Below are 15,741 nucleotides of genomic sequence, written 5' to 3' on the forward strand. Positions count from 1 at the left end.
TACTTTTTTAACTGCAGATACTAAAATAATGATTTTTTAGAATAAACGCGACAGAACCTTTTTAGATGCTCTACCATTTACCGTAGCAAAACGCACCCTATAAATAGAATAGTTAGGAGCCTACTCTATGAAAAACAAATACATACTTTTATATTTGAAATTGTCTATCCTTATATCAAAAGGTAAAAGTAAAATTTGTTTGTGTGACTAAGTCTTATCTCCCGCGTATCATTGCTTTAATGCCATTTATACTTAGCGGTGTATCTATTTTATCAAAAGCAACTGAATATTCTAATGGTGGTCTTTATTTTAATAAGGACTACAGCGCTGAGTATAGAAGCTGGATACTGCCAAATAGCTACTTTAATAAAAAGAAGCCCTATGCCACTTATAAAAAATTTACCAACCGCCTTTTTTTAAATAAAAGTTACCAGTGGCTTGCCATACCACCTCGTACTAAAAAAGAAGAAGAAAAACCAGAATATGTTGCTCATTATCAGTCAAGTAACTCAATTATTTTTGATGCTAAAAAGAATATACTCGCTTTACATGGCACAAGTGCGCTTACTTATGGTAACCTGACACTAGAAGCAGATATAATCGCTTTGCATTTAAATGCCAACATAATTCGTGCACAAGGAACCAAGGATCTACATAATACATCAATAGGGAGCCCTATTTTTACCTATAAGGATGTAATAAAAAACAAATATGGAAAAGATAGTGCTACCCAAACACGGACTTTTTTTATGGAAAAAATCTGGTATAACATCGAAACCAAACGGGCTTTAGTAGATACCCTACTGACCAAGCAAAAAGAATCTATTGTAAAAAGTAAACAGGTAAAAAAAGAGGATGAAGAAACATTTTATGCTGAAGATATCATTTATACAACTTGCGGATTAGCGCATCCCCATTTTTACATACGCACCAAACGCGCTAAAATGGTTCAAGATAAACAAATTACTACTGGACCTTTTCAGTTTTACTTTGATCATTCGCCTACCCCACTGGGATGTGTTTTTGGCACATTATTCCTAGAAGGAAAACGCACACATGGTATCATTCCACCAGAAATAGGGGAAGGAGACCATGGATTTTATCTCCGTAAGGGGGGATACTACATAAACTTTAATGATTATGCAGATATTTCTATTTTAGGTAGTATATATTCTACTGGCATTAGAGAGCTCAATAATGAACTGCGTTACAAAAAAAGATATCTGTGCAGTGGGAATGTGTATTATGCAACAAATATAGAGGAAAAAAAGAAAGGGTGGTCTTTAAAATGGGCACATAAAACGCTTGCACATGGCCCTAAAAGTTTCAATGCAAAGGTGGACTTCCATAGCGAATCCTATGAAAAATTTGATTATGAGGATAAAAAAAATATAAAAAAGATGGAGGAACAATCTGCTGCTAGTTTATCTTACCGGGACCAACTGATAGGCTTCCCCTATGGATTAACTGTACGAGCAGAGTTTAAAGAAAATATGACTTCCAATTTTAAAGATTGGACCCTTCCAAGGGGTACCCTAAGTAGTGTTTCTTGGTATCCGTTTAGAATGGTTCGATCTAAAGGTGTCAACCGTTGGTTCCATGCCATTCAGTTAAAGCATAACATAGATTTTGAAAATCATTTTCAAAATGCAAAAAAAGAGCCTGAGCCATCATCTAATAGCTCTTCTTCACTAGTTGTTCCTTCAACCCACCAATGGAATCATTACACAGAAACTGGTATAAAGCATACCATACCGTTTAGCATGCAATGTAAATTATTTGAATATATTAATTTAAAGCCTCATTTCACCTATGATGAAGGATGGTATTGGCTTAAAAAGGGCACAAAAGGGCCTATACCGGTACCAGGGTTTAATAGAGTCTATGCTTGGCATGTCGGTGCAGAGCTAGGCACTACACTATACTGCACCCATTATTTTGAAGAAGCCAGATCGGTGCAAGGTTTTCGTATTAAGACGGAGCCTAGCGTTGACTTTACCCATACACCTGATTTCTCTAGAAAATACTACTACCAAACAGTAAAAAAAACACAAGGGAAAGAAGCACAAAAATATGCATTTGAAGGACTACGGCCACGCGTAGATTTAGCCGGTCATGCTACATCTATTCTAAGCTGTAAGCTACACAATACGGTTGAATTAAAGGTAAAAAAAGAAGAAGATCCAGAAAAAAAAGAAAAAAAACAAACCAGCCGCAAAATCTTTTTATTAAAAAACTTAGATTTTGAAACAAAATATGATTTTCAAGCAAAAGAGCGCCCATTAGATGACATTGATATGCATATCGCTAGTGAAGCAAAAGTAGGAGCAATGGGCAAGATTGGCTTTGACTTAACCACAAAGTTTGATCCTTATCGATCATTACCTAACCCATTAGATAGTGGTGACATCAAAAAAGAATTTACTAATGAGTTTGCATGGAACCATGGTCAGTATTTAGGGAAAGTTAAAGAAGTAAAATTCAAGGCAACCATAGATTTTGCAGACGATTCGGTTAAAAAGAAAAAGAAAAAGAAAAAGCTATTCAATGATCGTGATCACTTGACCCATAAAATGGAAGAGAACAAGATAGAATTTGAAGTACCTTGGACTTTTGGCTCAGAGTTTAATTGGATCTATCAAAAACTATATGAATATAAACAAGGTAACAAAGATTATAATACAGAAAAATATATAACCTTTAATGGGACTATTACTTTGGTTAAAAAGTGGAAAGTAAGCCTACGTACCACTTATAATTTTACTAAAAATGAATCTGATCCATCTGCTACAGAAATTTACATTCAACGAGATTTACATTGCTGGCAATTGAGTTATCAATGGTATCCACGATCAAACCCAGCTAAATATGATTTTTCTTTAGGTGTCAAAGCAAATGTTTTAAAAGCATTAAAGCTACCAAGAAAAAGAAGCTATAATAAACTAAGCTAAACCATACATATCCGTTGGAAGTGTTCGGTAAACCATAGGCGTCAAGTTAAGGATTCATGGAGATTGCTTTGATCCTATTTAGTGGGTCTTTCGATTTAAGTGTGTAAATATTTTTCAAGTTGTATATTTATTTATCTAACTACCTACCCTTAAAACGATGAAAAGTAAAGAGACACCTAAAGACGGGATAAGTAAAGCGATAGACTATAGTGGACTGATTTATCCGGACAAACTTTCACTAATTTCAGTCTGTAAATAAAATTGTGTAAGTGCTTATTATTAACTAATCTAGTGCCTTAAATCACTAGTGCTAAATGAAGAATAAGCAATGGAACAACAACAAATAAGTATAGATCGAAATCTACTAAATGAATTAGCGAAGTCTATTAACGTGAGTTCGGGATTTATTTGACTGATTTACAACAACTTAATATCAATTATTTAATTAATATTTGCACCTATTTAACAAGTTTTTATATCTAATTTTATAAATATAATATATATAATAAACTGATTATCAGAATTATTTGTTATTCAACTACCTATTTAACTGTCTATAAAACAAATTTTATAAATTTTTATTAATATTGATTATCAAATGAAAAAATAATCTAATCCCGAACTCACGTATTATTGAATAAGATGCGCCAGTTTTTACTTAGATTTGAGGAGTTAGCCATCATCCAGTATACGACCTATGCCAGGTGTAGTGCATCTGTTTGGTCTTAAAGTAATAATTACTAACGTAGTAACATAGATATCCATGCATTTAGTTCCAGAAAGCTTACTTATTGCCGGCTCTTTTTTACTTTTTCTGAGTATTGTCATTACCAAGCTATCTACCAGATTAGGAATTCCAGCGTTGATTATTTTTTTATTGGTAGGTATGGCGGCAGGTCATGAAAAATTAGGGAATATTGACTTTCACAATCCTGTAGCTGCCCAATTATTGGGTGCTATTACCTTGAGTTTGATTCTTTTTACAGGAGGTATAGAAACCGAATACAAGCATATACGACCCATTCTTTGGAATGGTATATTACTCGCAACCGTAGGTATTTTAATTACTACTTTTAGTGTGGGCCTATTCATTTGGGGTATTACAGCCCTTTGGGGAAGTAGTATACAATTCACTTTATTAGAAGGCCTACTCATGGGTTCGATTGTTGCTTCTACAGATGCAGCTGCCGTCTTTGCGATTATTCGGGCTAAAAACATGAACCTAAAGGCCAATCTTAGCCCCATGCTAGAATTAGAATCTGGCAGTAATGATACGATGGCTTGGTTTTTAATGTTTTTATTTAAAGGGTTACTCGTCAACAAACAGGCCATCAGTCCTATGGCAGCTATTTTTACCTTTATTCAAGAAATGGTTGTAGGAGGGGTAGCCGGCTTCTTAGTTGGTAAAATCATGCTTGTATTGCTTGATAACCTTCGCCTGGCCAATCGCTCGCTTTATCCAGGTTTGATACTGGCTGTCGTTATTTTTACCTACTCAGCCACACACTTTTTGCATGGCAATGCCTTTCTTGCGGTGTACCTGGTCGGATTAATCTTAGGCAATAAAGATTTTCCACATAAAAAAAGCATCATCCAATTTTGTCAAGGCATTTCTTGGTTGATGCAAATCATTATGTTTATTATGTTAGGGCTATTGGTCTATCCCAGTCAACTCATACCTATAGCTGGGATTGGCCTATTACTTTCCATCTTTTTAATGTTTGTAGCCCGCCCGTTGAGTGTGTTTGTTTCATTGTTTTTTTCTAAAACATTAAATGTAAACCACAAAATTTTTATCTCTTGGGTAGGGCTTAGAGGGGCTGTTCCGATTGTGTTTGCTACTTACCCATTGTTAGATAATATTCACCAAGCAGATGTCATCTACCATATTGTTTTTTTTGTTGTCCTTACTTCTATTTTATTTCAAGGCACAACCCTTTCGCCGCTGGCCAAGTGGCTACAATTAGAAGCCCCAAAAGTGGAAAAATATGAACCTACGATTCAGTTATCCAAGGAGGTGGACAGTGAATTAATAGAAGTGATTGTGCCAGAAGACTCTCCTGCTATTGGTAAAAAAATAGTACAGTTAAGCTTGCCAGAGAATGTATTGATTGCTCTTATAAAACGCAATAGTGCATATGTTATTCCCAGAGGTGATACGGTCATTATTGCCTTTGACTTGCTCATGATTATAGCAGAAAAAAAGCAAGCCATTCATATCGTAAAGGAGCAACTGGGTATAGTACATTAGCTGTTTTTTAACTATAATTGTCTACTATACCGGTAGCTATAGCTTTTGCATATATATGCCTCAAGTAAACAACTAATATGTCTCAAGAATATGATCTTATTATAATTGGAAGTGGTCCAGGTGGGTATGTTGCCGCTATTAGAGCAGCTCAGTTGGGTATGCAGGTTGCGGTTATAGAACAAGAAGCACTTGGTGGCGTTTGTCTAAATTGGGGTTGTATTCCTACAAAAGCATTATTAAAAAGTGCCCAGGTATTTGATTATTTTAACCATGCTGCATCTTACGGTATTGAGGTCATCCAAGCTAGGCCCAATTTTGGGGCTATTATGAAGCGGAGCCGAGATGTGGTAGCTACTATGAACAAGGGCATTCACCATCTTTTTAAAAAGCATAACATTACCATCCTAGAAGGGCGTGGGAAACTGCTCTCTCATAGTACTGCCTCGGTTACTACACCAGCAGGTACTACCCACCTTTATCGTGCGCAACATATTATCTTAGCAACGGGCGCAAGAAGTCGTCAGTTGCCCCATCTACCTATTGATGGATCCCATATTATGGGCTATAGAGAAGCACTGGTACGCACTACGCAACCAGCCTCTATAGTGATTGTAGGGGGCGGCGCTATTGGATGTGAATTCGCCTACTTTTACCATACAATAGGAACAAAAGTTACTTTGGTGGAGTATACTCCCTATTTATTACCACTTGAAGATGAAGATGTATCCAAACAAATCCTAAAATCTTTTACTAAAAAGGGTATGCAGGTCTATACTGCTGCAGAAATTACCAAAGTGGAGGCGATGCAAACCTCGTCTAAAGTACATATTGCTACTCAATCGGGCGATCTGCAGATGGAAAGTGACCTAGTTCTTACTGCTGTTGGTGTGCAGCCTAATATAGAAAATATTGGTTTAGAGGAAAACGGTATTCTTATGGAAACAGGTAAGATTGCAGTAAATCCCTATTATAGGACCAGTTGCAACGGGGTCTATGCTGTTGGCGATCTTATCAAAGGGCCTGCTTTAGCCCACGTAGCATCAGCAGAAGGTATTATTTGTGTAGAAAAAATAGCAGGGCTTACACCAGAACCGTTAGATTATAATAATCTACCCGCTTGTACCTACGCACAACCTGAAGTAGCCTCCGTAGGTTATACAGAGAAATCTGCAAAAGAGGCCGGTTATAAGATTAAAGTAGGTATATTTCCATTTTCTGCTTCTGGAAAAGCGCATGCAGCTGGTGCACCAGAAGGGTTTGTAAAAGTGATTTTTGATGCCCAGTATGGGGAATGGCTTGGTGCACATATGGTGGGTGCCCATGTCACAGAAATGATCGCAGAGGTAGTGGTAGCACGTAAATTGGAAACTACTGCATATGAAATTCAAAATAGTACGCATCCCCATCCGACCATGTCAGAAGCCATTATGGAAGCAGTGGCAGCTGCTTATGGAGAGGTGATTCACGTTTAATGGTTGCGATAGGATGCAAACTACGACCAAAAAAATTGTTGAACTATTTAAATATCCTGTATATTTGGTAGTATCGTTTTTAGCTTTGGAATAAAATGGAATATTAAATTGCGTAGATAGAAAAAGTGCAATGTGCGCATTGCATACGGTTTGGTTAATTAAGCTATAAAACAAATTTGCGTCTAGCATGGAAAAAACAGAATCATTACAAAGTAATCTAGAAGATGGTATCTTAACCATTACTTTTCAAACCGGTTCAAAATCCTTTACTTTAACAGATAAAAGGCTTATGGAATTGCGTAATGTCATTCAAGAAGTGTATGACGATGATGCCATAGAAGGCGTAATTATTACTGGAGAAGGAGAAGAAATTTTCTCCTTAGGAATAGAGGTTTCTGAACTGCTCAAGTTAAGCGAGTTGAATGCAAGAAAGTTTGCAGAAAATGGTCAAGAGGTATTGGCTTTTATAGAAAATTGTCCTAAACCTATTCTAGCTGCTGTGAATGGTTACGCTTTCGGCGCTGGCTTTGAGCTAGCATTGGCTTGCCATTTTCGATTTGCTTCTGAGAATGCTACCTTTGCTTTTCCAGAAATTGCTTATGGTGTTATTCCTGGTTTTGGTGGTACACAACGGTTGACGCAATTATTAGGAAAGACCAAAGCATTAGAGTATCTCATGACCGGTAAGCGTATTGATGCAGAAGACGCAGAACGCATGGGCCTGGTGAGTGAAGTGGTGAGTTATAAGGAAGAAATGCTTAAGAAGGCTAAAAAGTGGCTTACATCTATTACAAATAATGCAGATTTGGCACTGGGTATGTTGGTAACTTGTGTAAATGCGGCCGAAAACCCAGATGAAAATGGTTTTCAAACAGAAGCCAATGGTTTTGCCAACTGCTTTAAAGCGATAGACCTTAAAGAGAAACTCATGAAGATTATCGATAAACAATCGCTTCTACAAATGAAGTAGCCTGATCCAATAACATATCTGCTTAGGTGAAGGGTAAGCAAAAAAGGAATGATGTATCGCCCTTTTGGCTTGATCAAATGATGTGCAAAAAATCAAGCCCTGACGCAAAAAGTTGCTGAAAGTCTACCTTTACAGATGGCAAATCAGCGTGCACCCTGCAAACCCAACCAAGCCGGTTTTCTACTCTTCTTTCACCGTAGACTTGCTGATCGTAACTTTTTACAAGGGAGCGTTTTTTCTTTTTTTTAGAATAGTCTTGCCAGCAAGCTGAATGGATACGTTAGTAATTAGGTATAGCTTGGGGGGTTCTGTCGCGTCTATATTTTCGTTAGTAAAGGCTTTTCTTTTAAGTGAAGTTTTGGATATATATTGGTTCTGTCGCGTTTATTCCAAAAAATCATTATTTTAGTATCTGTAGTTAAAAAAGTAGTTATTATGTTTAATATTTCGCCCAAATTATTACCTTATTTTAAAGGCTATTGTTTTTCAGCAGAAGTCATCCTGTTATTTGTTTAGATGAAGTGTCGTTTTTCCTTGAGTTATAGAGATTTGGAAGATATGATGCGTATGAGAGGCGCAAGAGTTGATCATTCTACGCTACAAAGATGGGTTATTAAGTTTGTTCCTCTTATAGATGAAGCAGTAAGCAAAAGAAAACGACCAGTTGGTGGTAGTTGGAGAATGGATGAAACCTATGTTAAACTAAACGGGAAGTGGATCTATTTATATAGAGCAGTAGATCATTATGGTGATACAGTTGACTTTTTTCTATCTAAGCATAGAGACAAGTCTGCAGCTTTTTTTTTTCGTAAGGCGATCACAGAAAATAATATTCCTAAGAAAGTAGTAATTGACAAAAGCGGTAGTAATAAAGCTGCCTTTGATGCGATCAATACAGATCTTGATCAAGATCATACCATTCAAATATTTCAAAACAAATACTTGAATAATAGAGTTGAACAAGATCATAGGTTTATCAAAAAACGGCTAAAACCTATGCTTAGTTTTAAGTGTTTTAAGGCTGCAGCCATTACCATTGCAGGGATAGAAAACATTCGTATGATTCAAAAAGGAAAAGTAATCGGAGCTAAAAATCATCTTTCTATTTTTGAGAATTTTGTTATGCTAATGGCCGAATAATACCCAATATATATCCAAAACTTCACTTAAAAGAAAAGACGTTACTAACGAAAATATAGACGCGACAGAACCTTATTGACTTAATAGCCCTTTCCATTTAAGGGCTTTTTTGTACATTGAAGCCATTCTTTTAACCTCAACAACCTTGATTAGGCCCTATGAAAATAACAGAACAAACTGTTTCTAATTATATTTTTAGCAACTACCCAAATGACTCCACCCATTTTTCCCAAAAAGGACATGAACAGGTGGTCTATTTTCAAGATGAAGCAACGGGTTTGCAAGCCATTGTGGCCATACATGATACTACATTAGGGCCTGCTGTTGGTGGGTTGCGTTTTTTTGAATACCAAGATGAGCGAGATGCGCTTAAGGATGTACTACGTCTTTCCCGTGGCATGACCTACAAATCATCTATAGCTGGATTAGACTTCGGCGGCGGTAAAGCTGTGCTTATGAAGAAAAAAGGCATGGAACTTACCGAAGCACTGCTGAGAAAATATGGAACTTTTATAGAGCGGTTAGGCGGTGATTACATTACTGCACCAGATTACAATACCACTATGGAGCATATGGTAGATATTGCTAAATCAACCCGTCATGTTATAGGTCTTCCTGTAACACTAGGTGGTAGTGGTGATCCTTCTGAGCATACCGCTTATGGGGTCTATATTGCCATGAAAGCCACTGCAAAGAAAACATTTGGTACAGATAGCTTAGCGGGCAAAAAAATTGGTATAGCCGGCATAGGTAAAGTCGGCTACTCTTTAGCCAAATTACTCTGCCAAGAGCAAGCGATTGTTTACGTAACCGATATCTGCTCCAAACGGCTTCAAGCCATAACGGAAGTCTGCAAAGTAGAAGTAGTAGCAGCTGAACGTTTGTACAGCTGGCCACTAGACATATATGCACCATGTGCTTTGGGTGCCACCTTAAATAGTGCAACCATTCCCATGCTGAATTGTTCCATTGTAGTCGGTTCGGCCAATAACCAACTAGCAGATCAAGACCGGGATGGTAAACTGTTGCTTAAAAGAGGCATTATATATGCACCAGACTTTTTGGCCAATGCAGGCGGCTTAATCAACGCCGTTACGGAACTAGAACCCAAGTCGCAAGATTTGGTCAAAAAACGTATAGAGCTGCTCTATATCATCTGTCTGGATGTATTAGATAAAGCTGCAAAAACATTTCGCCCAACCCAGGAAGTAGCACAAGAAATAGCTATAGCACGCATTCAAAGCATAAAAAATGCGCAACTTGGCCGATAAAACCACTCCATTATAATGGAAAATTTCCTTATTCCTCGGCGTTTTGTTCGTATAAAAGCGCTACAAAATTTTTATGCTTATGCTATTTCACAAAAAGTCTATCAAAAAGAGGCCGTAGAACAAGTAAAAAAAGACTTTATATTTGATCCCTTTCTAGATGCACCGGACCAAAAAGAGCTACTCCCTGCAAAGCAAAGTATAGCGGTTGCACTTTGCTCAGAAGCAGTAGCCACAATGCTTCCTACTCATGCTTTTGTTTATGGAGAAAACAAAAAAATTGAGGAATCTGTACGTAGGCATCTTTTCTACTATGGAGCAGCATTGAAGGAAGCACAAATCCTTTTACAGAATGGATTTAACCGGTCTAAGGAATCTATCTACATCGGTCTTTTATATGCTTTGCTATTACTGATAGAATGGTATAAATTGGCAAAAGCATCGCACGACCCATCCAAACCAGCAGATCATCTGCTTAAAAACCAGCTGGCACAAGACCCCTTGCTAGAGGAGTTGTATCACAACAGCAACTGGATTAATGCCATCTATAAAAATGGCGTCAGCTGGGCTAAGGATCAAGACCAAGTAGAAAACTGGTATAAACAATTCATCCAACCTACAGAAATGCCAAAATCATATAGATCAGATTCCAATAATAGTATAAAATTTTTGGAGTACATCCTTCAAAATATTATATTCCAGGAAGGTCCCATCAATGATTTTTTAGCTATGGCAGATCTATACTGGGATGAACATAAGCGCATGGTAAAAAAAATTTTAACCCGTATCTTTATCATGCTCTCAACAAAAGATTTTACTAGATTTACTACATTTTGGCATAACTTAGAGGAAAAATGGGCTATAGAAGCAGCGTTTTACAATCGCCTTTTAACGACTGTTATACAAAACAGCACTCTTTATGAGACTATGATTGGTGAAAAAACTGAAAAATGGGATTGTGAACGCATCCTATTAACAGATAAGTTGATACTCAAATTGGCCCTAGCAGAATTGCTTGAGTGTAAGGAAATACCCTTTAAGGTCTCTATAAATGAGTACATTGAAATAGCAAAATGGTATGGCACTGCTAAAAGCAGTGTCTTTATAAATGGTGTACTAGAGGGTATCTTAAAGGGACTAGAAAATGAAAAATAAAAAGAACCCAATTACTTAACCGGCTCAATCATGATAAAAAGAACTGAAAATTTAATGATCCTTTGCTTAGGTTTCTGTTTAGGTGCTTTTGTAAGCATCCTTTCTGCACCTACAAAAGGGGAAATAACTAGCGATGGAATGATTTACAACTTAAAATCATGTAAAAAACAGTTACAAGCTTTTATTCTAAAGCTTATAGGAAATAAAAATGCTATTGTAAACGAAGCTAAAACCACAGGTAAAGAGGTCATTACGGATGTGGTAAACTCTGCGCAACAAATTTTAAAAGAGTTGCAATTAATCGAAAGGCAATTGGAACAAAAAACGCACTAGAAGCAATTACATCTGTTCAGGCCAGTGGTAAAAAAGAATGTGCATGCTACCTTATCTGTTCAAGTCAGTGTGGTAAATATGGAATGTATATGCTACTTTTTGCTTGATCAAAAAGTAGCCAAAAAATCAGGTTCTGTCGCGTCTATATTTTCGTTAGTAAAGGCTTTTCTTTTAAGTGAAGTTTTGGATATATATTGGGTATTATGGGCTCTGTCCACTTAAGTGTGTAAATTATTTTTTTGGTTTTATTCAATTCTGTTTTCAACTTTAATTAAAAAATGTGCCATAGCCTCGCTCCAGTTATGAATAGAGGTGGTCCATTTTCTAATCATGTAGTTAATAGTTAGATATAATGTTTTAAAAATAGCTAGATCGTTAGGGAACACTTTTTTATTTTTGGTAACTCTACGAAATTGGCTATTTACAGATTCCAAACATTTGTTGTGTAAATGACCTTACGTATGGCATTAGGGTACTGTAAAAATACCATCAGATTATCCCAGTTAGCATACCAAGATTGGGCTATTTGTGGGTATTGTTGATTCCACTTAGTAGCAAAAGCTTCTAAGGCCATCAATGCTTCTTGCTTGGTAACTGCTGTATAAATTGGTTTTAAATCAGCAACTAATACCTTTCTATGTTTATAAGAAACATGCTGCAAACTACCCCTAATTGCATGAACAATACAGAGCTGATGTTCCGTTTTTGGGTATACAGCAGCAATGGCCTCAGACATGCCTGACAAATTATCTGTACATGCAATGAGCATATCGTTCATACCCCGATTTTTGAGTTCTGTTAAATTGCCTAACCAAAATTTAGCCTCTTCATTTTCACTCATCCAAAGCCCTAAAACATCCTTTATGCCAGATCTATCTATACCTAAAGCGACATAGACTGCCTTGTTGATGATGCGCTTATCTTGTCTAACTTTAACTACAAAGCAATCAAAAAAACAATAGGATAGACTGATTCTAAGGGACGATTTTGCCATATCTTAACATCTTCAATAACAAAGTCTGTGATGTTACTTATCAAGCTTTCACTTACTTCTGCGCCATATAATTCCTGTATTTGAATCTGAATATCTGACAGACTCATACCTTTAGCATATAAAGATAAGATCTTATCATCCAAACCAGGAATTCTTGTTTGACGATTAGGCAATAAAATAGGTTCAAAAGTAGATGCTCTACCTCTGGGTACTTCAACCGATATAACGCCATTATCAGTAATAACTTGCTTACTGGATAATCCATTACGTACATTCTCTGAATCACTACGTACATACTTATTATAACCTAAATGGTCATCCATTTCTGACTATAATGTTTTTTCTACAAGACGCTTACTTAATTGTTTGAGTAAGCCGTCTTGATCAAAAAGTCTGGAAAGATCTACACCTGATTCTATCAGTACATCTATGGCCTTGCTTATCCCATCTTTAACTGTCTCTTTTCTTTTCATTGTTTTAAGTGTTATGATTTAGGTAAAGATAAATCTTAAAAAATATTTACACACTTAAAACAAAAGACCCGTATTATGCGGCCATTAGCATAACAAAATTCTCAAAAGTAGAAAGATGATTTTTAGCTCTGATTACTTGTCCTTTTTGAATCATACAAATGTTTTCTATCCCTGCAATGGTAATGGCTGCAGCCTTAAAACACTTAAAACTAAGCATAGGTTTTAGCCGTTTTTTGATAAACCTATGATCTTGTTCAACTCTATTATTCAAGTATTTGTTTTGAAATATTTGAATGGTATGATCTTGATCAAGTTCTGTATTGATCGTATCAAAGGCAGCTTTATTACTACCGCTTTTGTCAATTACTACTTTCTTAGGAATATTATTTTCTGTGATCGCCTTACGAAAAAAAGAAAAAGCTGCAGACTTGTCTCTATGCTCAGATAGAAAAAAGTTAACTGTATCACCATAACGATCTACTGCTCTATATAAATAGATCCACTTCCCGTTTAGTTTAACATAGGTTTCATCCATTCTCCAACTACCACCAACTGGTCGTTTTCTTTTGCTTACTGCTTCATCTATAAGAGGAACAAACTTAATAACCCATCTTTGTAGCGTAGAATGATCAACTCTTGCGCCTCTCATACGCATCATATCTTCCAAATCTCTATAGCTCAAGGAAAAACGACATTTCATCTAGACAAATAACAGGATGACTTCTGCTGAAGAACAATAGCCTTTAAAATGCAAATATTAACTAAATAATTGATATTAAATTGTTGTAAATCAGTCAAATAAATCCAGAACTCACGTTAAAATAATGATTTTTTAGAATAAACGCAACAGAACCCTGCTTTATCAAGAAAAAAGTGTGATATAAATTTTTACCACTGACTTGAAAAGATACTTTGATTTTTTGGCTACTTGTTGATCCAACCACAAGTAAGAAAAAAATTCCTTACAATTCCTTCCAAGCCTTACGCACAAATTGCGCCAAGGAACGAATATGTTGCCTGCTAAAATCAAAAAAAACACCAGCGGTTTGGTAGACCTTATGCATGGATGCCGTATGCCCTAACCTTAATGCATTTAGGTAATTATTCAACGCTTGTTTCGGGTTTTCTTGCGCATTTTTCCATACGCCAATCGCACCAAGCTGTGCAATAGCATATTCGATATAATAGAAAGGCACTTCAAAAAGATGGAGTTGTTTTTGCCATAAATGGGTTTTGACTAGCTCATAACCGGTCCAATCTGTTAGGTTGTCTGAAAAGTTACTAAAGATACGGTTCCAGTTTTCTACTCTTTCTGCTAAAGTATGATCAGGGTGCGTATAAACCCAATGTTGAAAAGCATCAATGGTAGCCATCCATGGCAAACAACTGATCACATGGATCAAATGATCTTTTTTAGCACGATTGAGATCCTCTTGATTGGTAAAGAAAACATCCCAATGCGGTATGGTAAGCAACTCCATAGACATGGAAGCCAACTCTGCAATCTCTGATGGACAATGTTTAAAAGCATTTAGGCGCAAGCTATGCACTAGAAAGGAATGAACAGCATGACCTCCTTCATGAAACATGGTCAATAGATCGCCTACAGTGGAAGCCGCATTCATAAAAATAAAAGGCACCCCGGTCTCATCCAAAGGATAATTATATCCACCAGGCGCTTTGCCCTTACGAGAAGCCAATTCCAAATGGCCCATCTGCTGCATGGTACGCAAACAATCTGCTAAAAAAGGATCTAATCGTTCAAATACTGTAATCGTTTTAGCCACCAGCTCTGTCGCATCTACAAAGGGACGCAATGGTTTTCTGCCCTGTACATCTACTGCATGGTCAAATGGCTGCAATATAGTCAATCCAAGCTGCTCTTTGCGATCTTCTGCTAGCTCATTGAGTAACGGTACTATTTCTTCCTTAATAGCGGCATGAAAGGTAAAACAATCTTCTAGGGTGTAATCAAAGCGATTCATGGATACAAAAGCATAATCTCTAAAATTCTTGAAACCAGCATTCAGGGCTACTTGATGACGTTGCTGAATCAGCTTGGAGTAGAGTGCATTGAGTGCATCTTTATCTTGCAACCTGCGTTGTTGTATCTTATCATATACCTCTTTTCGAAAGGCCCTATCGGTCGATTCTAAATGGGCTTCAGCTTGCTGCAAGGTGCATTCTTTCCTAGCTATTTCTACCACCATCACAGCTGAAATAACACCGAATTGTCTTGTATTTAACTGAATTTCAGTTTGAATGGGTATGTTTTCTTCTTTGTAGCAACGCAATTGATTTTCAATCTTTCGAAAAAAGATATCATATTGTGCTTCTTTACGCAAGATATGCGCCTCTTTTGCGGCTAAAACCTTTTGATGTAGTTGATCTGTAACAGCTGCTACATGAGGAACTATAGCGGTAATATAGTACTCATAACGATCTTTAGCCGTTCCATCAGTAGTATCGCAAGAAGTATGAATGTAACGCCATCCAGCATCTTCTTCTAGTACCCCTTCTAGTTCGCTCCAATCGGCTAAAAACTGTGTAAGACCATCCAATGAAGAGAGGTCTCTAGCCAGCAGATTACTATAAAAAGGTTGCATAGAAGCCCAGTCTGTGATAGCGTAATCTACTGGCACAAAAGTACGAATATATTTTTGCATCATTTAAATTTTTATAGTACAATTAATGTTAATTTTATTTAGAGATCAGAAAAAAAAATCCATGCATT

11 protein-coding genes and 2 pseudogenes are annotated in these 15,741 nt (G+C 36.7%); 9 read left to right on the top strand and 4 right to left on the bottom strand.

Translation table 11 applies throughout. From position 1 onward, the window contains the following. The first annotated feature begins 239 nt into the window (after positions 1 to 239). The 9 genes from NBW36_RS00175 (at position 240) to NBW36_RS00210 (ending at position 11,540) form a co-directional block, all read left to right on the top strand. Positions 240 to 2,951 carry a putative LPS assembly protein LptD gene (locus NBW36_RS00175; RefSeq protein ID WP_250238296.1) on the top strand — a complete coding sequence of 904 codons (2,712 nt, stop codon included), beginning with the start codon at positions 240 to 242 and terminating at the stop codon, positions 2,949 to 2,951. Between the two features lie 763 nt (positions 2,952 to 3,714). Continuing rightward, on the top strand, positions 3,715 to 5,202 hold the full coding sequence (locus tag NBW36_RS00180; RefSeq protein ID WP_250238297.1) for a potassium/proton antiporter: 1,488 nt from the start codon (positions 3,715 to 3,717) through the stop codon (positions 5,200 to 5,202). A gap of 77 nt (positions 5,203 to 5,279) precedes the next feature. Then, on the top strand, positions 5,280 to 6,674 hold the full coding sequence (gene lpdA / locus NBW36_RS00185) for a dihydrolipoyl dehydrogenase (protein ID WP_250238298.1): 1,395 nt from the start codon (positions 5,280 to 5,282) through the stop codon (positions 6,672 to 6,674). Positions 6,675 to 6,861: 187 nt separating this feature from the next. Further along, positions 6,862 to 7,644 carry an enoyl-CoA hydratase/isomerase family protein gene (locus tag NBW36_RS00190; RefSeq protein WP_250238300.1) on the top strand — a complete coding sequence of 261 codons (783 nt, stop codon included), beginning with the start codon at positions 6,862 to 6,864 and terminating at the stop codon, positions 7,642 to 7,644. A gap of 369 nt (positions 7,645 to 8,013) precedes the next feature. Further along, a complete protein-coding gene (locus NBW36_RS05680) occupies positions 8,014 to 8,160 on the top strand; it encodes a hypothetical protein (protein ID WP_439099473.1) in 147 nt (48 codons plus the stop codon). Next, positions 8,161 to 8,784 (top strand): IS6 family transposase, encoded by a 624-nt coding sequence (locus NBW36_RS00195; RefSeq protein WP_439099474.1) that lies wholly within the window; start codon positions 8,161 to 8,163, stop codon positions 8,782 to 8,784. It abuts the gene before it with no gap. Positions 8,785 to 8,942: 158 nt separating this feature from the next. Further along, positions 8,943 to 10,055, top strand: coding sequence for a Glu/Leu/Phe/Val family dehydrogenase (locus NBW36_RS00200; protein ID WP_250238302.1), 1,113 nt, complete (start codon positions 8,943 to 8,945; stop codon positions 10,053 to 10,055). Between the two features lie 15 nt (positions 10,056 to 10,070). Next, the gene (locus tag NBW36_RS00205; RefSeq protein WP_250238304.1) at positions 10,071 to 11,207 is read left to right on the top strand and encodes a transcription antitermination protein NusB; all 1,137 of its coding nucleotides are present in this window, start codon (positions 10,071 to 10,073) and stop codon (positions 11,205 to 11,207) included. A 54-nt stretch (positions 11,208 to 11,261) separates the two neighbouring features. After that, positions 11,262 to 11,540, top strand: coding sequence for a hypothetical protein (locus NBW36_RS00210; RefSeq protein ID WP_250238306.1), 279 nt, complete (start codon positions 11,262 to 11,264; stop codon positions 11,538 to 11,540). A 245-nt stretch (positions 11,541 to 11,785) separates the two neighbouring features. Here NBW36_RS00210 and NBW36_RS00215 read toward each other — a convergent pair. The 4 genes and pseudogenes from NBW36_RS00215 to NBW36_RS00225 form a co-directional block, all read right to left on the bottom strand. Next, a pseudogene (locus NBW36_RS00215) lies at positions 11,786 to 12,857 on the bottom strand (IS256 family transposase). A gap of 6 nt (positions 12,858 to 12,863) precedes the next feature. Further along, positions 12,864 to 13,007: a hypothetical protein gene (locus NBW36_RS05685; protein ID WP_439099475.1), complete on the bottom strand. Its 144-nt coding sequence runs from the start codon at positions 13,005 to 13,007 to the stop codon at positions 12,864 to 12,866. A gap of 73 nt (positions 13,008 to 13,080) precedes the next feature. Beyond that, positions 13,081 to 13,761, bottom strand: a pseudogene (locus tag NBW36_RS00220) (IS6 family transposase). A 208-nt stretch (positions 13,762 to 13,969) separates the two neighbouring features. Next, on the bottom strand, positions 13,970 to 15,676 hold the full coding sequence (locus tag NBW36_RS00225; RefSeq protein WP_320412872.1) for a M3 family oligoendopeptidase: 1,707 nt from the start codon (positions 15,674 to 15,676) through the stop codon (positions 13,970 to 13,972). Between the last annotated feature and the right edge of the window lie 65 nt (positions 15,677 to 15,741).

The sequence above is a fragment of the Cardinium endosymbiont of Oedothorax gibbosus genome, from assembly GCF_936981045.1.
GTDB lineage: Bacteria > Bacteroidota > Bacteroidia > Cytophagales > Amoebophilaceae > Cardinium.